This is a genomic window from Streptomyces sp. NPDC002564, assembly GCF_042889645.1.
In the GTDB taxonomy this organism is placed as follows: Bacteria; Actinomycetota; Actinomycetes; order Streptomycetales; family Streptomycetaceae; genus Streptomyces.
In genome coordinates this window covers 220818-239093 of record NZ_JBIARE010000006.1, presented here as the reverse complement: position 1 = coordinate 239093, position 18276 = coordinate 220818, and the positions used below count along the sequence as shown (strand labels likewise).

The following is an 18276-nucleotide window of genomic DNA, read 5'->3' as shown; positions in this document are numbered from 1 at the left end:
GGGGAAGGTCCTCACATCCGGAAGACGCCGAAGCCGCCGCGCGCGCCCTCGTAGGGGGCGGTGTGGATCGCGGACAGGCACAGGCCGAGGACGGTGCGGGTGTCACGGGGGTCGATGACCCCGTCGTCGTAGAGCCGTCCGGACAGGAACATCGGCAGGGACTCGGACTCGATCTGCTGCTCGACCATGGTGCGCAGCGCCGCGTCGGCCTCGTCGTCGTAGGGCTGCCCCTTGGCGGCGGCGGAGGCGCGGGCGACGATCGACAGGACGCCCGCGAGCTGCTGGGGGCCCATCACCGCGGACTTGGCGCCCGGCCAGGCGAAGAGGAAGCGGGGGTCGTAGGCGCGGCCGCACATGCCGTAGTGCCCGGCGCCGTAGGAGGCGCCCATCAGGACGGAGAGGTGCGGCACCTTCGAGTTGGACACCGCGTTGATCATCATGGCGCCGTGCTTGATGATGCCGCCCTGCTCGTACTCCTTGCCGACCATGTAGCCGGTGGTGTTGTGCAGGAACAGCAGCGGGATGTCGCGCTGGTTGGCCAGCTGGATGAACTGGGCGGCCTTCTGCGACTCCTCGCTGAACAGCACGCCCTGCGCGTTGGCGAGGATGCCGACCGGGTAGCCGTGCAGCCGCGCCCAGCCGGTGACCAGCGAACTCCCGTACAGCGGCTTGAACGCGTCGAAGTCGGAGCCGTCGACGATCCGGGCGATGACCTCGTGCGGGTCGAAGGGCTTCTTCAGGTCGCCGGGGACGATGCCGAGCAGCTCGTCCTCGTCGTACCGGGGCGGCACGACGGCGACCGGGTCCGGATCGGCGTACGCCTTGTGCCAGTTGAGCCGGGATACCACCCGGCGGGCCTGGCGCAGCGCGTCCCGCTCGTCCTCGGCGAGGTGGTCGGCGAGGCCGGAGGTGCGGGCGTGCATCTCGGCGCCGCCGAGCGACTCGTCGTCGCTCTCCTCGCCGGTGGCCATCTTGACCAGGGGCGGGCCGCCGAGGAAGACCTTCGCGCGCTCCTTGACCATGATCACGTGGTCGCTCATGCCGGGCACGTAGGCGCCGCCCGCCGTGGAGTTGCCGAAGACGACGGCGATGGTGGGGATGCCCGCGGCGGAGGACTGCGTGAGGTGTTTGAACAGGGCGCCGCCCGGGATGAAGATCTCCTTCTGGGAGGGCAGGTCGGCGCCGCCGGACTCGACGAGGTGGATGGACGGCAGCCGGTTCGCGTGCCCGATCTCGTGCGCCCGGAAGGCCTTCTTCAGCGTCCAGGGGTTGGAGGCGCCGCCCCGGACGGTCGGGTCGTTGGCGGTGATCAGGCACTCGACGCCCTCGACGACGCCGATGCCGGTGACCATGGAGGCGCCGACGGGGTAGTCGCTGCCCCAGGCGGCGAGCGGGGACAGTTCGAGGAAGGGCGTGTCCGGGTCGAGGAGCAGCTCGATGCGCTCGCGGGCCAGCAGCTTGCCGCGTTTGCGGTGCCGGGCCACGTACTTCTCGCCGCCGCCCTCGAGGGCCTTGGCCTGCTCGGCGGAGAGTTCGGCGAGCCGCTCCAGCATGGTCTCGCGGTGCTCGGCGTACTCGGCGCTCGCGGGGTCGAGCGCGGAGGCGAGGACGGTCACAGCAGTACCTCCGGGATGTCCAGGTGGCGGGCGCGCAGCCACTCGCCGAGGCCCTTGGCCTGCGGGTCGAAGCGGGCCCGGGCGGCCACGCCCTCGCCGAGCAGGCCCTCGACGACGAAGTTCAGGGCGCGCAGGTTCGGCAGGTCGTGGCGGACGATCCGCAACGGCGCGGTCTCCGGCAGGAGTGCGCGCAGCCGCTCGACGGTCAGTTCGTGGGCGAGCCACCGCCAGGCGTCGTCGGTGCGCACCCACACGCCGACGTTCGCGTCGCCGCCCTTGTCGCCGCTGCGAGCCCCGGCGACGAGGCCGAGCGGGGCGCGGCGGGTGGGCCCCGGCGGCAGCGGCGCGGGCAGCGGCGGGGGTGCGGGGTCCTCCAGTACGCGGGTGACGGTGCCGGAGGGGACGGGGGTGCGCCGGCCGCCGGGCAGGACCGCCACGTGGTCGACGCTGTCGCGGTCGACGTGGGCGGCCTCGAAGACGCCGTAGGGCGCGCCCCTGCCGGGCGGCGCGGTCACATGGAAGCCGGGGTAGCTGGCGAGGGCCAGCTCGATGGCGGCGCCGCTGAGGGTGCGGCCCACCGTGTCCGCGTCGGTGTCGCGCACGACGAGCCGGAGCAGGGCGCTGGCGCTCTCCTCGGTGGGCGCGTCGGCGCGGTCGGTGCGGGCGAGCTCCCAGCGGACGTCGGCGGGGCGGGAGTCGGCGCGGTCCAGGGCGTCCTCGATCTGGGTACGGACCAGGGCGGCCTTGGCGTCGATGTCGAGGCCGGTGAGCACGAAGACGACCTCGTTGCGGAAGCCGCCGAGGCGGTTGAGGCCGGTCTTGAGGGTGGGGGGCGGCGCCTCGCCGCGCACTCCGCCGATCCGGACCCGGTCGGGGCCCTCCTGGGTGAGGACGGCCGTGTCGAGGCGGGCGGTGACGTCGGGGCCCGCGTACCGGGCGCCCTGCGTCTCGTAGAGGAGTTGCGCGGTGACCGTGCCGATGTCGACGAAGCCGCCGGTGCCGTCGTGCTTGGTGATGACGCACGAGCCGTCCTCGTGGATCTCGGCGAGGGGGTAGCCGGGGTGGCGCAGGGCGGCCGGGTCCCCGGCGCGGGTGCCGTGCCCGGCGAAGAAGGCGTAGTTGCCGCCGGTGGCCTGGGCGCCGCACTCCAGGACGTGCCCGGCGACGACCGCGCCCGCCAGCCGGTCGTGGTCGTCGATCGCCCACCCGAAGTGCGCGGCGGCGGGCCCGGTGACCAGGGCGGCGTCGGTGACGCGGCCGGTGACGACGACGTCGGCGCCCGCGTCCAGGCAGGCGGCGATGCCGGCGCCGCCGAGGTAGGCGTTGGCGGTCAGGGCGCCGGGGAAGCGGTGGCCGACGTCGTCGCCCTCGACATGCGCGACCCGTACCCCGTCGAGCCCGAGCCGCCCGGCGAGCTGCCGTACGGCGTCGGCGAGTCCGGCCGGGTTGAGGCCGCCCGCGTTGGCGACGATCCGCACGCCCCGCTCCCCGGCGAGCCCGAGGCACTCCTCCAGCTGGCGCAGGAAGGTCTTGGCGTAGCCGCGCGAGGGGTCCTTGAGGCGGTCGCGGCCGAGGATCAGCAGGGTCAGTTCGGCGAGGTAGTCGCCGGTCAGGACGTCGAGGGGGCCGCCGGTGAGCATCTCGCGCATCGCGTCGAAGCGGTCGCCGTAGAAGCCGGAGGCGTTGCCGATGCGCAGCGGGCGGGCGGTCACGCGCCGGCCCCCTCGGTGGCCGCCCCGGGGGCGCGTCCGGCGCCGGGCGGGCCCGCGAAGGCCTGCGCGACGTCCAGCCAGCGGTCGGCGTCGGGGCCCTCGGCGCGTACGGCGAGGTCGGCGCGGTGGGCCCGGCGGGTGACGAGGAGGCAGAAGTCGAGGCCCGGTCCGGTCACGCGCTGGGCGGCGTCCTCGGGGCCGTACGCCCACACCTCACCCGTGCCGGGCGCGGTCAGCTCGACGCGGAACTCCTCGCCGGGGGCGGTCAGTCCGTGCACCGCGAAGGCGAAGTCGCGGGCCCGCACGCCGATCCGCGCCACGTGCCGCAGCCGGCCGGTCGCGGGGCGGCGCACGCCGAGCGCGTCGGCGACGTCCTGGCCGTGCGCCCAGGTCTCCATGAGCCGTGCCGTCGCCATCGAGGGCACGGCCATCGGCGGCCCGTACCAGGGCAGCCGGGTCCCCGCGGGCGCCTTCGCCAGGACCCGGGCCAGCGCGTCGCGCCCGGACCGCCAGCGGCCGAGCAGTTCGGCGGGCGGCAGCGCGGCCCCCTCCGCCGCGCCCTCGTCCACGAACGAGTCGGGCGCGGCGGCGGCCTTGTCGACCTCGGCGGCGAACGCGCCGGGGTCGGTGGCGGCGAGCAGGGCCGCGCGGTCCGTCCAGGCGAGATGCGCGATCTGGTGGGCGATCGTCCAGCCGGGCGCGGGGGTCGCGAGGGACCACTGGTCCCGGCTCAACTCCGCGACGAGCGTGTCGAGTTCCTCGCTCTCGTCGCGCAGGTCGTCGAGCACGGGCAGGGCATCGGGCACGGAGCGCTCCCCTCGGGGCACCAATGAGGTCTCCCCCGCTCGCGGTCGCGGACGTCCCGCGGTCGCGAACGTGGGGAAGTGCCAGGGAGCATGGCAGCGCCCATGGAAACAAGCAAGCGTGCTTGCATGAGTTTCCGGACGACTCCCCGACGACTCCCCGACGGCTCCGGGGCGGTCCCGGGAGCCGGGGAAGCGGGGTCCGGGGGCGTCAGGGCTGGTGGAGCCGGGGGCGGAAGCCTCGGGGGTGGGCGTGGGGGGCGGGCCACCCTGGGAGGGAGCCGGGGCCAGAAAACGACGGGATCGGGTGCGTCAGGGGCGGGGGGCGTGGCCGTGGCCGGAGGGCTCGGGGGTGGGGGTCTTGGGGGTGGGGGTCTTGGGGGTGGGGGTCTTGGGGGTGGGGGTCTTGGGGGTGGGGGTCTTGGGGGTGAGGCCGGTGGTCGTATCGGGGTCGGTGGCCGTGCCGGGGTCGGTGGCCGTACCGGGGTCGGTGGCCGTACCGGGGTCGGTGGCCGTACCGGGGTCGGTGGCCGTACGTGCGTCCACGCCCGTGTCCGTGTCTACGGCTGCGTCGGCGTCCTTGCCGCATCTGCGCCGGCACCGGCGCCGGCGCCCGCACCCGTATCGGTCGACGGGTCCACCGTCGCCGCCGGGCCCGCGCCCGCCTCCGTCACCGGGTCCGCGCCGCGGCCGGTGCCGCGTCGCCCCACCTGCGTCCGCACCGCGCCCATGCTCGCCGCGATGACCAGGGCGATCGCCAGCGCCTCCGCGACGGACAGGGCCTGGCTCAGGACGAGGAAGCCCGCGACGGACGCGATGGCCGGTTCCAGGCTCATCAGGATCGCGAACGTGTGCGCGGGGAGCCGCCGCAGCGCGAGGAGTTCGAGGGTGTACGGCAGGACGGACGACATCACCGCGACGGCCGCGCCCAGCGCCACCGTGCCCGGGTCCACCAGCTTCGCCCCGGCCGCCGTGATCCCCAGCGGCAGGAACAGCACCGCCGCGACGGCCATCGCGAGCGCCAGTCCGTCGGCCTGCGGGAAGCGACGCCCCGTACGGGCGCTGAAGAGGATGTACACCGCCCACATCGCGCCCGCCCCGAGCGCGTAGGCCACACCGGCCGGGTCGAGCCCGTCGAAGCCGCCCCCGCCGCCGAGCAGGAAGACACCGCACAGGGCGAGCCCCGCCCAGATCAGGTTCACCGCGCGGCGCGAGGCGAGGACGGAGAGGGCGAGCGGCCCGAGCACCTCGAGGGTGACCGCAGGGCCCATCGGGATACGGGCGACGGCCTGGTAGAACAGGCCGTTCATCCCGGCCATGGCGACGCCGAACGCGACGACCGTGCCCCAGTCCGCCCGCGAGTGCCCGCGCAGCTTCGGGCGGCAGACGACGAGCAGGACGAGCGCGGCGAACAGCAGCCGCAGCGCCACGATGCCCACCGCGCCGACCCGCGGCATGACGCTCACCGCGACCGCGCCGCCGAACTGCACGGAGATCCCGCCCGCGAGGACGAGCCCGACGGGACCGAGGGAACCGGCGCGGCCGCGCAGCCCCGGTCCGCGCGCCGCGCCGGGTGCCGCGCCGGGTGCCTGATCGCTGCGGGAGACGTTCACGGGCGAGCCTTTCCTGGTGTGCCTCGGCACACCCGGGAGTTCAGGTTTCTGGACTTCAGCGTCCAAGGGAGTGCACTACGACAGGATTGTGAAGCCCTTTTGCTGCTGTACGCAAGCCGCGTCCACGGAGCGGGGCCGGGCACCGGCGCGCGACCGGGGGCGGAACCCGGCGCACGACCGGGTCCCGCCCCCGTACCGGCTCGGGTCCGAGCAGCAGCGCCGCCGACGGGACGATCATGCCTAGGATCGGCGCCATGACTACGCGACTGGTGCAGATCTCGATGAAGGCCGGGGACAACTCCGCGCTCGGCCGGTTCTGGGCGGACGCGCTGGGCTGGGAGATCACCGGCGACAAGGGCCCGGAGACCAACGTCGAACAGCCGGGCTCCACCTACCCCGACCCGGCCGCCCTCTGCATCGACGTGATCGGCCCCCCGGACGCCGGGGCGGACCCCCGGCCGGTCCCCGCCCCGGCCCCCAAGACGGCGAAGAACCGCGTGCACGTCGACCTCGCCACCACGTCGGCGGCCCACCGGGCCGAGCTGGTGGCGCGTCTGACGGCGCTCGGCGCGTCACCCGCCGACGTGGGCCAGGGCGACGGCGTGCCGTGGACGGTGCTCGCCGACCCGGAGGGCAACGAGTTCTGCGTCCTGGAGCCCCGGGACGTGTACCGGGACACCGGGGTGATGGCGGCGGTCGTCGTCGACTGCCTGGATCCGCGGGCCATGGCCCGGTTCTGGGGCGAGGCGACGGACTGGACCGTGCACGAGGTGACCGACGAGCGGGCCGCCCTGCGCTCGGCCACGGGAGTCGGCCCCTACCTGGAGTTCCTGCGCACGTCCGAGCCGAAGAGGGGCCTCGACCGCATCCATCTCGACCTGCGGCCCTACCCCGGCGGCGACCGCCGGGCGGAGGCCGACCGGCTGCGGAGGCTCGGCGCCACCGACCTCGACATCGGCCAGGGCGACGCCCCGTGGACGGTCCTCGCCGACCCGGAGGGCAACGAGTTCTGCATCCTCTCCCCGCACTGATCCCCGCACCGGCCCGACCGCCCCCGCCGCCCGGCTAGCGCACCCGCCCGTACAGGTTCGGCGCGTACCGGCCGAAGGACGAGATCCGGACCGACCTGCCGGGCCGCGGGGCCTCCAGGTACTGGCCGCCGCCCAGGTAGATCGCCACGTGGTGGATGCCGGACGCGCTGCCGTCACCGCTGAAGAACACCAGGTCGCCGCGGCGCAGCCGGTCGCGCGAGAGGGGCTGCGTGGCGCGGTACTGGGCGGCGGCGACGCGGGGCAGCGAGATGCCCGCCTGCCGGTAGGCCGCCATCACCAGGCCCGAACAGTCCCACCCGTGCGGCCCGTTGCCGCCCCACACGTAGGGGTCGCCGAGGTGCCCCATCGCGTACGAGACGGCCGCCTCGGTGCCGTGCCTGCCGGGCGTGCCGGTGCCAGTACCGGTGCCGGTGCCGGGACCGCTCCGCCCCCGCGAACCGGCGGACGTCGATCCGGCCGACGACGAACCGGCAGGCGTCGATCCGGCCGACGACGAGCCTCCGGAACGGCCCGTGCGGCGCTCGTACTTGTCCTGGTGGCTGGTCCAGTACCAGTGACCGCCGCTGCGGTACCAGTACACGCGGTCGGTGGCGTCCCACCCCTGACGGCCGCGGAAGGTGGGTTCGGCGGACGTGCTCCGGGCCGGGGCGGCAGCGGCCGGGGAACGCGTCCCGGACCAGCCGTGCCGGCCGTCCGACGCGCCGCCGCGCGCCCGGTACTTGTCGTAGTGCGACGTCCAGCGCCACCAGCCGGTGGCGTCCTTGTACCAGTACCTGGCGCCGTCCCAGCCCGCGCGGCTCGGCGCGGGCTCGGCCGCCGCGGTGCCGGACGCGGCGCCCACGAGCACGGCCGCGCCGACGGCGGCCACCACGGCCCCGCGCACGGCGCCGCACCGCTGCGCCCCCTGGTGGGCGACGGCCGGAGCCGCCGCACAGTGTCCGCACGCGCAGTCGGCGGGTGTCTCTTCGCTGAATCGGGGTGTCCGCACGGGTGGTCCTCTCGTTCCGTACCGCTCAGTGGGTGTCGACGGCGGTCCCCCGCGCCGTGTAGAAGGCCACGGTCAAGTCCTTGACCAGGGCCTTCCGTTCGTAGTCGTCGAGTGCGACGAGTCCCCGTTCGGTGAGCCTGCGGACGGTGTCGTCCACGGCGTCGAGCACCGACGTCAGCACGCTGTCCCGGTGCTTGGCGTCGATGGCGGCGATCTGGCGGCGCTGCATGGCGGCCGCGACCTCCGGCGCGTACTCCACGCGCGTGGGCCGGGCCGAGAACACCTCGATGCCGACGGCCCGGCACTCCGCCGCGAGCGTCCTGCTGAGCGCGTCGCCGACGGCCTCGGTGTCGCGCAGCGTCGGCGTGTCGTCGGCGGGCTCGCGGAAGGAGTCGGCGGGCAGCCTCGAAATCACCCGCGCGGTCCCCGCCTCCACCTGTTCGCGCAGGTAGGCGGCGTGGTCGTCGATCGTGAGGAGGGCCCGCGCCGCGTCCTTGACCTGCCACACCACCAGGACGACCACGCGCAGTTCGACGCCCTGCGCGTCGACGGCCGTCATCGGTTCGCTGCGCCAGTGCCGCAGGCGTACGTCGACGCGCCTGCGCAGCATCAGCGGGCTGATCCACACCAGCCCGGTGCGGCGCACGCTGCCCCGGTAGCGGCCGAGGAGCGTCAGCGTCCAGGCGCTGCCGACCCGGCCCCTGGTGAGCCCGCCGAGGGCGAGGAGAGCGACGATTCCGCAGCCCGCGACGGCCGCCCAGCGCGCGGCGTCCAGCCCCTCGCGCGGGCGCGCGGGCAGCCGCAGGAACTCGGTGACCGGGTCGGGCAGCAGCCCGCCGGACCATACGAGCCAGCTCGCGCCCGCGAGCGCAAGCAGCGCGACGAGCAGCGCCCACCAGCCGGAACAGGCCGGCCCCCGCCGCTCGGCGAGATCCCGGTCGGGCCGGGGCGGCGAGAGCGGCGACCGACTCTCCACACCCGACACCCCCGCGCCACCGCTCCCCCGCCCCCGCCCCCCTTCCCGACCAGACACCCCACCACCGCCACCGACACCGACGCCCCCACCTCCACCGAGACCGACACCGACACCGACACGGTCGCGATCCGAGCCACCGCCGCGTCCCCGGCCACCCTCACCATCGCGATCCCAGTCGCCACCGCGTCCCCGGCCACCGTCACCGCCATGCCCCCGCTCCCGGCCCCGACTACTGCCCCCGTCCCGATCCCGGCCACCGTCACCGACGCCGTGCCCCCTGCCACCGTCGCCGTCCGCTCCGTGAGCGCCGTCCATTCCGCGGTCGCCGTCCGCTCCGTGAGCGCCGTCCCGGCCCCCGCCATGGTCACCGTCCCGGCCCCCGCCATCATCACCATCCCGGTCGCCGCCCAGGCCCCCGCCCAGACCCCCGTCCCCCGAACACCCCCGCTCCTCCTCCCGGTCCGGCGCCCCGGGGCGTGGGCCCGCCGTCGGCTCGTGCTTCTTCAGCGGCTTCGGGAGTTCGACGGTGTCCCCGCGGAAGAGCAGGTCCATGGGGATCGAGTCGTGGCGGTTGCGGACGACGAGTTCGCGGGGCGGGGCGGCGGGCACACGGGGGCCGGGGCGCGGGGCCGGCCTGTTCGGGCCCTCCGGGACGGTCGGGGCTTCGGGATCCACGGGTCCCTTTCCCGCTGCGGACTCCTGCGGCTCTTCCGGCACGGCGGCACACCAGACTTCTCGCGGGCGCACGACAATTGACGCCTCGACAGATGATCATGAACCATCCCGATCCTGCCGGAACCGGACAGCCGCGCCACCCCGCAAAGGTCACCGATGTCCGGGACTTTGGTCCCGCGTGGGGCACTCCGCCCCACGCGCCGTCCCAGGTGCCACCTCACGCGCCTCCCCCCGCGGCGCCCTCACCGCTCCCGTCGCGCGATCCCCTCCGCGAGGACCTCCGCCAGGTGCCGCCCCCGCACCCCCGCCAGCTGGTCCAGCTGGGTCCGGCAGGAGAAGCCGTCGGCCAGGACCACCGCGTCGCCGTCGGCCGCCGCCACCGAGGGCAGCAGCTGCTCCTCGGCACAGGCCTTCGACACCTCGTAATGCCCCCGCTCGAAGCCGAAGTTCCCGGCGAGCCCGCAGCAGCCGCCGCTCAGGTCGCCGGTGAGGCCCGCCCTGGCCCGCAGCCGCCGCTCGGCCGCGTCGCCGAGGACCGCGTGCTGGTGGCAGTGGGTCTGGCCGACGACCGGGCGGCCGACGTGCGGCGGCTGCCAGTGCGGGGCCAGTTCCTCGACGGCTTGGGCGAACGTGCGGACCGACGCGGCGATCCGGTGGGCGCGCGGGTCGTCGCCGAGCAGTTCCGTCAGGTCCGTCCGCAAGGCGGCCGCGCAGCTCGGCTCCAGGACGACGAGCGGGGTCCCCGCGTCGAGGAGCGGCGCCATCCGCTCCAGGGTGGCGCGCAGTACGGCGCGGGCGCGGTCGAGTTGCCCGGTGGAGACGTAGGTGATGCCGCAGCAGACGCCGTCCGGCGGCAGGGCGACGGTCAGCCCGGCGTCCTCGAGGACCGCGACCGCGGCCCGGCCCACGACCGGCGAGAGGTGGTCGGTGAAGGTGTCGGGCCACAGCACGACGTCGGGCACGGCCCGGGACCGCGGCCGCCGGCGCCACCACTGCCGCAGGGTGCGGGGCGCGATGTCGGGGACGGCCCGCTCCGGAGCGATCCCGCCGAGCCGCTTGCCGGCCGCGGCCAACGGCCGGACGCGGGCGAGGGCGTTGACGAGGGGCGCCGTGCGGGTCACCGCGACGGCCCGCAGCCAGCGCGGAAGCCGGCCCATCGTGTAGTGGGCGGCGGGCCTGCGGCGGCCCTCGTAGTGGTGGTGGAGGAACTCCGCCTTGTACGTGGCCATGTCGACGCCCACCGGGCAGTCCGAGCGGCAGCCCTTGCAGGACAGGCAGAGGTCGAGGGCGTCCCTGACCTCCGTGGAGCGCCAGCCGTCCGTGACGATCTCGCCGGCGAGCATCTCGTGCAGGAGGTGCGCGCGCCCGCGCGTGGAGTGCTCCTCCTCGCCGGTGACGCGGAAGGACGGGCACATCACGCCGGAGGGCGAAGCGGTGGCCGCCGTGCGGCACTTGGCGACGCCGACGCACCGGCGGACCGCGGCGGAGAAGTCGCCGTCGTCGTGCGGATAGCCGAAGACCACGTCGACGGGTTCGCGCGGCAGGGGCGCGAAGCGCAGGTTGGCGTCGAGCGGGTCGGGGCGGACGAGCATGCCGGGGTTGAGCAGGCCCGCCGGGTCCCAGAGGTCCTTCGCGCGGCCGAACAGGCCGACGAGCCCGGGCCCGTACATCTTCGGCAGGAGTTCGGCGCGCGCCTGGCCGTCGCCGTGCTCGCCGGAGAGCGAGCCGCCGTGCGCGACGACCAGCTCGGCGAGGTCCTCGGAGAAGCGGCGGAAGCGGGCGATACCCTCGCGGCCGATCAGGTCGAAGTCGATGCGCACGTGGATGCAGCCGTCCCCGAAGTGCCCGTAGGGGGTGCCGCGCAGCCCGTGCCCGGCGAGCAGCCCGCGGAAGTCCCGCAGGTACGCGCCCAGCCGCTCGGGCGGCACCGCGCAGTCCTCCCAGCCGGGCCACGCCTCCGTGCCGTCCCGCATCCGCGTGGCCGTGCCGCTGGCGTCCTCCCGTACGCGCCACAGCGCGCGCTGTCCCGCCGGGTCGTCGACGACCAGGGCGTCCACGGTGTCCGGGGCGGCGGCCCGCACGATCGTGCGGGCCCGCGCGCGGGCCTCGGCCGGGGTGTCGCCGCCGGTCTCCACGAACAGCCAGGCGCCGCCCCCGGGCAGGCCGTCGGCGCCGCGCACGAGGTCGGCCGCCATGCCCTCGACGGTCAGCGGGCCGTGCGGGAGCAGTCCGGCCGCGGCCTCGGCGGCCGCGCTCTCGTCGGGGTAGCCGAGCACGGCGAGCGCCCGCGCGCGGGGTGCGTCGACCAGGCGTACGACCGCTTCGGTGAGGAGGCCGAGGGTGCCCTCCGAGCCGCAGAAGGCGCGGGCGAGGTCCGTGCCGTGCTCGGGGAGCAGGGCGTCCAGGGCGTACCCGGAGATGCGGCGCGGCAGGTCGGGGTAGCCGGTGCGCAGCAGCGCCAGGTCGCCCTCCACCAGGGCGCGCAGGCCGTCGGGGGCGCCGTCCCAGCCGCGGGCGAGGCGGCGGGGCGTGCCGGTGCCGTCCAGGACGGAGAGCGCCGTCACGTTGTCGGCGGTGGTGCCCCAGGCCACCGAGTGCGCGCCGCAGGAGTTGTTGCCGATCATCCCGCCGAGGGTGCAGCGGCTGTGCGTGGAGGGGTCGGGGCCGAAGGTGAGGCCGTGCGGGGCGGCGGCCGCGCGCAGGTCGTCGAGGACCACGCCGGGCTGGACGACGGCGGTGCGCGCGGCGGGGTCGAGGGAGGTGACGCGGTTCATGTGGCGGGTGAAGTCGAGGACGACGCCGACTCCGGTGGCCTGTCCGGCGATCGAGGTGCCCGCGCCGCGCGCGACGACGGGGACCTGCCGCTCCCGGCAGACGGCGAGCACGCCGGCCACGTCGTCGGCGTCGCGCGGGGCCACCACGGCGGCGGGCACTCGGCGGTAGTTGGAGGCGTCCATGGTGTGCAGGGCGCGTGCGGTCGCGGAGAGGTCCACCTCGCCGCGCACCGCCGCGCGCAGGGCGCGCGCGAGGCCGTCCTGGTCCGCCCGCTCCTGGTCCCGCCGGTGCCGCGCCGGGCCGCCGGGGGCGGCGTCGAGATCGCTCATGCCGTCCAGGATGCCTCCGCCGCGGCCCCTCCCGGCCACCCCGCCTCACCCGTTTTTTCACGATCCGGACGGGAAGATTCCCAACACGGTCATTAACTCTCCTATAGTGATCCCGACTTGAGCAGAGCTTGAGTAAAGTGTGTCGCTTCCGATCGAGGAACCCGATTGATGACCGCGCCAACCCCCGTCGCGCCCCCCGGGACCCACGGGGAATCCCCCGGCCGAGCGGAGCCGGGAGCGTGGGAGAACCCGCCGCCGCGCCCGACCGTGCTCGTCCTGCTGGCGAGCGCCCTGACCACCGCGCTGCTGACCGGAGCCGCCGTCGCCCTCGCGCCCGGCTCCGCCCGCACCGCCGTGGCCTGGGGCTCCGGCGCCGCCGCCCTCGCGCTGACCGCCGCCGTGACGGTGGCCTTCCACACCCTGCGCGCCAACGCCCTGCTGCGCCGGGGCGTGACCGCCGTGCACCGGGACACCGAACGTCTCGTACGGGAACAGGCCGCCCGCACCGAGGAGTTCACCCGCGAGCGGACCGCCCTGACCGAGCACTTCGTACGGGAGCGGACCGACCTGACCGTGCGCGCCCGCGCCGCCGAGTCCGAGCGCGCCGCCGCCCTCGCCGCCTGCGCCAACGCCGCGGGCCGCATGCAGGCCCTGGCCACCGGCATGCTCGCCGACCTGCGCGAGATGGAGGGCAGGCACGCCGACGAGGACGTCCTCACCGACCTCCTCCACCTGGACCACAGGACCGCGCAGGCGGGCCGCATCGCCGACTCGGTGGCCGTGCTCACCGGCGCCCGTTCGGGCCGCCGCTGGGCCCGGCCCATCGTCATGGAGTCGATCCTGCGCGGCGCGATGGGCCGCATCGGCGGCTACCAGCGCGTGCGCGTCCACTCGGCCAGCGAGGTCGCCGTCGCGGGCCACGCCGCCGAGGGCGTCATGCACGCCCTGGCCGAACTCCTGGACAACGCCGCGAACTTCTCGCCGCCCACCTCCGAAGTGCACGTCTACATCGAGGAGGTCGCGGCCGGCGTCATCATCTCCGTCGAGGACAGCGGCCTGGTGATGGGCACCGTCCAGCAGCGCCGCGCCGAGCACGCCGTGTCCGGCGAGGCGACCGGGCTCGGCGGCCTGTCCGGCACCCGGCTCGGGCTCGCCGTGGTCGGCAGGCTGGCCCGCAAGCACGGCCTGACGGTGTCGTTCCGGCCCTCGGCGCGCGGCGGCACGGGCGTGCTCCTGCTCATACCCCAGGAGCTGCTCTCCCGCCCCTCGCAGCAGGCCCCGGCGGTCCCGGCCACCCTCCCGGCCGCACCGGCCCCGGCCCCGCTCCTGCCCGCCGCCCCCGAGCCGCCCGGCGCCGAACTCCCGCCGCCCGTCCCGGTACCGGCCGCCACGCCGGCCCCGGACGCGCACGCCCCCGAGGCACCCCTCGACCGCGTCGACCCGGACCCCGTACCCACGCACCAGTCGCCCGCGCACGAGTCACCCGCACCCGGGACGCCCGCGCCCGCCCCGGCCCGGCACACGACCCCCGCACCCGGGACGACCGCGCCCGGTACCCCCGCCGCCGCGCCCGCCGCCCCCGCACCGGTCACCGCCGAGGCGCCCCTGCCCAAGCGCCCCCGCGGCCGGACCCTCGCCGCCGCCGAACGGGCCCGCGGCGACAGCGACACGGGCGAGACCCGCATCCGGCCGCGCGCCGGCACCGCCGCGAGCACCGCGGCCCGCTTCAGCAGCTTCCGCCAGGCCGTCCGCCCCTCGCCCGCCGACCCCTCCGGTCCGGCCGAGGACGCGGACGCCCCCGCAACTCCCCCGCACCCGGAAGGCGACACCCCCCGATGACCACCGGCACCACCCCCGGCAGCACCACCGACGACAAGCTCACCTGGCTCCTCGTGGGCCTCCTGGAGCGCACCCCCGGCGCCCGGCACGCCCTCGTGCTCTCCCGGGACGGCCTGAAGCTGTGCCGCACCCCCGAGCTCTCCGTCGACCAGGCCGACCAGCTGGCCGCGATAGCCGCCGGCATCCAGTCCCTCTCGCACGGCGCGTCCGCCGAGTTCGGCGACGGCAGCGGCGGGGTCCGCTCCGCCATGGCCGAGTTCTACGGCGGCATCCTCTTCATCGTCGAGGCCGGCGAGGGCGCCCACCTCGCCGTCATCGCCGCCGAGGACGCCGACGCGGGCCTGGTCGGACACACCATGAGCGAGCTGGTCGAGCAGCTCGGCGAGCACCTGCGCGCCGCGCCCCGCGCGGACGACGGCCCGCACCCCCTGCCCGCCTCATGAGCCGCCCCGGCCGGGACGACTCCCCCGACCGGCTGTACACCCTCACCGGTGGCCGCAGCCGGTCGGCGCCCGACGCCCCCTTCGACCTGGTGACCCTCGTCGTCGCCGAGTCGGCTCCGGTCCCCGGCATGCAGTCCGAGCACACCGCGATCCTGCGGCTGTGCCACCTGCCGACCGCCGTGGTGGAGATCGCCGCCGAGCTCGGCCTGCCGGTGAGCATCACCCGCATCCTGCTGTCCGACCTGCTCGACGCGGGCCGGATCAGCGCACGCCACCCGCGGGCCGCCGCCGACCACAGCCTTCCCGACCCCGACATCCTGGAGCAGGTGCTCGTTGGACTCCGCAATCTCTGACCGCACGCAGATACCGGAAGGCGACGTGGCGCGCCGGGAGTTGACCGCCACCGCCGACAACGGCCTCAAGATCGTCGTGGTCGGCGGCTTCGGCGTGGGCAAGACGACCCTGGTCCGCTCCGTCAGCGAGATCCGTCCCCTCACCACCGAGGAGACGATGACGCAGGCCGGCCAGGGCATCGACGAGACCGGCGGCCTCGACGGGCTGGGCGGCAAGACCTCCACGACCGTCGCCTTCGACTTCGGCCGCATCTCGCTGGACGCCCACAACGTCCTGTACCTCTTCGGCGCGCCCGGCCAGGAACGCTTCTGGTTCCTGTGGGACCGCCTCTTCTCCGGCACGCTCGGCGCGGTCGTCCTCGTCGACGCCCGCCGCATCCAGGACTCCTGGTACGCGATCGACCGCTTGGAGCACCACGGCACGCCGTTCATCGTGGCCCGCAACGACTTCGGCGGCCCCGCGCACACCCCCGAGCAGCTGCGCGAGGCGCTCGACCTCGACCCGGGGGTGCCGGTCATCGACTGCGACGCGCGGTCCCGGCAGTCCAGCAAGGACGTGCTGATCACGCTCGTGGAACACCTCACGTCGCTGTACGCCGCACAGCGCGGCGCCCCTCAGGAGACCGCCCAGTGACCTGCCCCGTGACCGGCGCCGCCGCGCCCGTACCGCTCTCCGGACCGCGGTTCGCCACCGAACCCACCCGGCTCTACCGGGAGATGCGCCGCGACCACGGCTCCGTCGCCCCCGTGCTGCTCGACGGCGACGTGCCCGCCTGGCTCGTGCTCGGCTACCGCGAACTGCACCAGGTCACCGGCGACCCGGTGCTCTACAGCCGGGACTCCGAGCTGTGGAACCAGTGGCCGAACATCCCCGCCGACTGGCCGCTGCTCCCGATGATCGGCCACCGGCAGCCGTCGATCCTCTACACCGTCGGCGAACGGCACACCCGGCGCGCCGCGATGATCGCGCACGCCCTGGAGGGGGTCGACGCCTTCGAACTCAAGGCGCACGCCGAGGCGTTCGCCGACGAGCTCATCGACCGGTTCTGCGGCAAGGGCGCCACCGACATCATCGCCGACTACGCGATGCTGCTGCCCGTCCGCGTCCTAGCCCGCATCTACGGCTTCTCCGACGAGCAGGGCCCCGGCCTGGTCACCGCGATGAACGACATGATCGACGGCCGGGAGCGGGCCCTGGCGGGCCAGCAGCACCTGGGCGGTTCGATGATGCGGCTCATCGCCGACAAGCACGCCCGGCCCGGCCAGGACGTCGCCTCGTACATGATCGAGACGCAGCTCGCCGAGGACGGCTCGGGCTTCTCGGACGAGGAGATCGCCCAGGACCTGATGGTGATGATGGCCGCGGGCCACCAGCCGACCGCCGACTGGATCGGCAACTCGCTGCGCCTGATGCTCACCGACGACCGCTTCGCCGCCTCCCTGTTCGGCGGCCGGCACAGCGTCGCCGAGGCCATGAACGAGGTCCTGTGGGAGGACACCCCCACGCAGAACGTCGCCGGGCGCTGGGCCTCGCGCGACACCCAGCTGGGCGGGCGCCGCATCAACGCGGGCGACCTGCTGCTGCTCGGCCTCGCCGCCGCCAACGCCGACCCGCAGGTGCGCACCGACGGCTCGGCGCTGACCGGCGGCAACGGCGCGCACTTCTCCTTCGGGCACGGCGAGCACCGCTGCCCCTTCCCCGCCCAGGAGGTCGCCGAGGTCATCGCGCGGACCGGCATCGAGGTCCTCCTCGACCGGCTGCCCGACCTCGACCTCGCGGTACCGGCACACGAACTGACCCGCCGCCCCTCGCCGTGGCTGCGCGGCCTCACCGACCTGCCGGTGAGCTTCACCCCGACCCCGACCTCAGCCCTTGGAGAATCCAGATGACGCGCATCGCCCTGGACCCGTTCGTCACCGACCTCGACGGCGAGAGCGCCCGGCTGCGCGCGGCGGGCCCGCTCGCGGAGGCGGAGCTGCCCGGCGGCGTCCCGGTGTGGGCGGTCACGCACCACGCCGAGGCCCGCCAACTCCTGAACGACAAGCGGCTGGTGAAGGACATCGAGGTCTGGGGCGCCTGGCGGCGCGGCGAGATCCCCGCCGACTGGCCGCTGATCGGCCTCGCCAACCCCGGCCGCTCCATGCTGACGGTCGACGGCGAGGAGCACCGCAGGATGCGCACGCTGGTCGCGCAGGCGCTGACGCCGCGCCGCGTGGAGCGCATGCGCGAGCGCATCGCCGAGCTGACGGACGGCCTCCTGGACCGGCTCCCCAAGGACGCCGACGTCGTCGACCTGAAGGCCGAGTTCGCCTACCCGCTGCCCATGTACGTCATCAGCGACCTGATGGGCATCGACGAGGCGGACCACCCCCGTCTGAAGGTCCTGTTCGACAAGTTCTTCTCCACCCAGACGCCCCCCGAGGAGGTCGTCGCGACGCTCGGCGAGCTCGCCGCGATGATGGGCGGGGTCGTCGCGGCCCGCCGCGAGCAGCCCGGCGACGACCTGACGAGCGCCCTGGTCCAGGCGTCGGAGGGCGGCGACCACCTCACGGACGAGGAGATCGTCTCGACCCTCCAGCTGATGGTCGCCGCGGGCCACGAGACGACGATCTCCCTCATCGTCAACGCGGTCGTCAACCTCTGCGCCCACCCCGACCAGCTCGCGCTCGTGCGCTCCGGCGAGGTCGGCTGGGACGCGGTGATCGAGGAGACCCTGCGCTACGCGACCCCCACCTCGCACGTCCTGATCCGCTTCGCCGCCGAGGACGTGCCCGTCGGCGACAAGGTGATCCGCCGGGGCGACGCGCTGATCGTGTCGTACGGCGCGATAGGCCGCGACGAGGCGGCGCACGGCCCCACGGCGGGCGACTTCGACATCACCCGCACCTCGCCCACCCGCCACATCTCCTTCGGCCACGGCCCGCACGTCTGCCCCGGCGCGGCCCTGTCCCGCCTGGAGGCCGGCGTCGCCCTCCCCGCGCTCTACGCCCGCTTCCCCGACCTGGCCCTTGCGGTGCCGCCCACGGCCCTGCGCAACAAGCCGGTGGTCACCCAGAACGACCTGTACGAGCTCCCGGTACGGCTCGACGGCTAGCTCTCCC

At 75.2% G+C, this 18276-nt stretch carries 15 protein-coding genes; 7 read left to right on the top strand and 8 right to left on the bottom strand.

Annotated elements, in window-relative coordinates:
* Positions 1-11: 11 nt before the first annotated feature.
* From ACFYXE_RS22730 to ACFYXE_RS22710, 5 genes are all read right to left on the bottom strand, one after another.
* A complete protein-coding gene (locus ACFYXE_RS22730) occupies positions 12-1616 on the bottom strand; it encodes a carboxyl transferase domain-containing protein (RefSeq protein WP_361172125.1) in 1605 nt (534 codons plus the stop codon).
* Positions 1613-3265 (bottom strand): acyclic terpene utilization AtuA family protein, encoded by a 1653-nt coding sequence (locus ACFYXE_RS22725; protein WP_389315536.1) that lies wholly within the window; start codon positions 3263-3265, stop codon positions 1613-1615. Before ACFYXE_RS22725 ends, ACFYXE_RS22730 begins: the two co-directional genes overlap by 4 nt.
* A 59-nt stretch (positions 3266-3324) precedes the next feature.
* A complete protein-coding gene (locus ACFYXE_RS22720; RefSeq protein ID WP_389315020.1) occupies positions 3325-4134 on the bottom strand; it encodes a TIGR03084 family metal-binding protein in 810 nt (269 codons plus the stop codon).
* A gap of 309 nt (positions 4135-4443) precedes the next feature.
* On the bottom strand, positions 4444-4677 hold the full coding sequence (locus ACFYXE_RS22715) for a hypothetical protein (protein ID WP_389315018.1): 234 nt from the start codon (positions 4675-4677) through the stop codon (positions 4444-4446).
* A 14-nt stretch (positions 4678-4691) separates the two neighbouring features.
* Positions 4692-5744, bottom strand: coding sequence for a DMT family transporter (locus ACFYXE_RS22710; protein WP_389315016.1), 1053 nt, complete (start codon positions 5742-5744; stop codon positions 4692-4694).
* A 254-nt stretch (positions 5745-5998) separates the two neighbouring features.
* Between ACFYXE_RS22710 and ACFYXE_RS22705 the strand changes: the two genes are divergently transcribed.
* Complete coding sequence (locus ACFYXE_RS22705) at positions 5999-6775, top strand: VOC family protein (protein WP_389315014.1); 777 nt, start codon at positions 5999-6001, stop codon at positions 6773-6775.
* A gap of 34 nt (positions 6776-6809) precedes the next feature.
* Here ACFYXE_RS22705 and ACFYXE_RS22700 read toward each other — a convergent pair whose 3' ends face one another.
* From ACFYXE_RS22700 to ACFYXE_RS22690, 3 genes are all read right to left on the bottom strand, one after another.
* Positions 6810-7784: a C40 family peptidase gene (locus tag ACFYXE_RS22700; RefSeq protein WP_389315012.1), complete on the bottom strand. Its 975-nt coding sequence runs from the start codon at positions 7782-7784 to the stop codon at positions 6810-6812.
* Between the two features lie 25 nt (positions 7785-7809).
* Complete coding sequence (locus ACFYXE_RS22695; protein WP_389315010.1) at positions 7810-8760, bottom strand: SPFH domain-containing protein; 951 nt, start codon at positions 8758-8760, stop codon at positions 7810-7812.
* A 917-nt stretch (positions 8761-9677) separates the two neighbouring features.
* On the bottom strand, positions 9678-12539 hold the full coding sequence (locus tag ACFYXE_RS22690) for an FAD-binding and (Fe-S)-binding domain-containing protein (RefSeq protein WP_389315008.1): 2862 nt from the start codon (positions 12537-12539) through the stop codon (positions 9678-9680).
* A 168-nt stretch (positions 12540-12707) separates the two neighbouring features.
* Here ACFYXE_RS22690 and ACFYXE_RS22685 point away from each other — a divergent pair, with 168 nt between their 5' ends.
* The 6 genes from ACFYXE_RS22685 to ACFYXE_RS22660 are packed head-to-tail and all read left to right on the top strand — an operon-like array spanning position 12708 to position 18269.
* Complete coding sequence (locus ACFYXE_RS22685; protein ID WP_389315006.1) at positions 12708-14378, top strand: ATP-binding protein; 1671 nt, start codon at positions 12708-12710, stop codon at positions 14376-14378.
* Positions 14375-14821, top strand: coding sequence for a roadblock/LC7 domain-containing protein (locus ACFYXE_RS22680; RefSeq protein WP_361179785.1), 447 nt, complete (start codon positions 14375-14377; stop codon positions 14819-14821). The genes ACFYXE_RS22685 and ACFYXE_RS22680 overlap by 4 nt, the downstream gene beginning before the upstream one ends.
* Entirely contained in the window at positions 14818-15174 is a 357-nt protein-coding gene (locus ACFYXE_RS22675; RefSeq protein WP_361179787.1) for a DUF742 domain-containing protein, read from the top strand. Before ACFYXE_RS22680 ends, ACFYXE_RS22675 begins: the two co-directional genes overlap by 4 nt.
* A complete protein-coding gene (locus ACFYXE_RS22670) occupies positions 15155-15808 on the top strand; it encodes an ATP/GTP-binding protein (protein WP_389315003.1) in 654 nt (217 codons plus the stop codon). The genes ACFYXE_RS22675 and ACFYXE_RS22670 overlap by 20 nt, the downstream gene beginning before the upstream one ends.
* Complete coding sequence (locus ACFYXE_RS22665) at positions 15805-17064, top strand: cytochrome P450 (RefSeq protein ID WP_361179789.1); 1260 nt, start codon at positions 15805-15807, stop codon at positions 17062-17064. Before ACFYXE_RS22670 ends, ACFYXE_RS22665 begins: the two co-directional genes overlap by 4 nt.
* The gene (locus ACFYXE_RS22660; RefSeq protein ID WP_389315000.1) at positions 17061-18269 is read left to right on the top strand and encodes a cytochrome P450; all 1209 of its coding nucleotides are present in this window, start codon (positions 17061-17063) and stop codon (positions 18267-18269) included. Before ACFYXE_RS22665 ends, ACFYXE_RS22660 begins: the two co-directional genes overlap by 4 nt.
* The last annotated feature ends 7 nt before the right edge of the window (positions 18270-18276 follow it).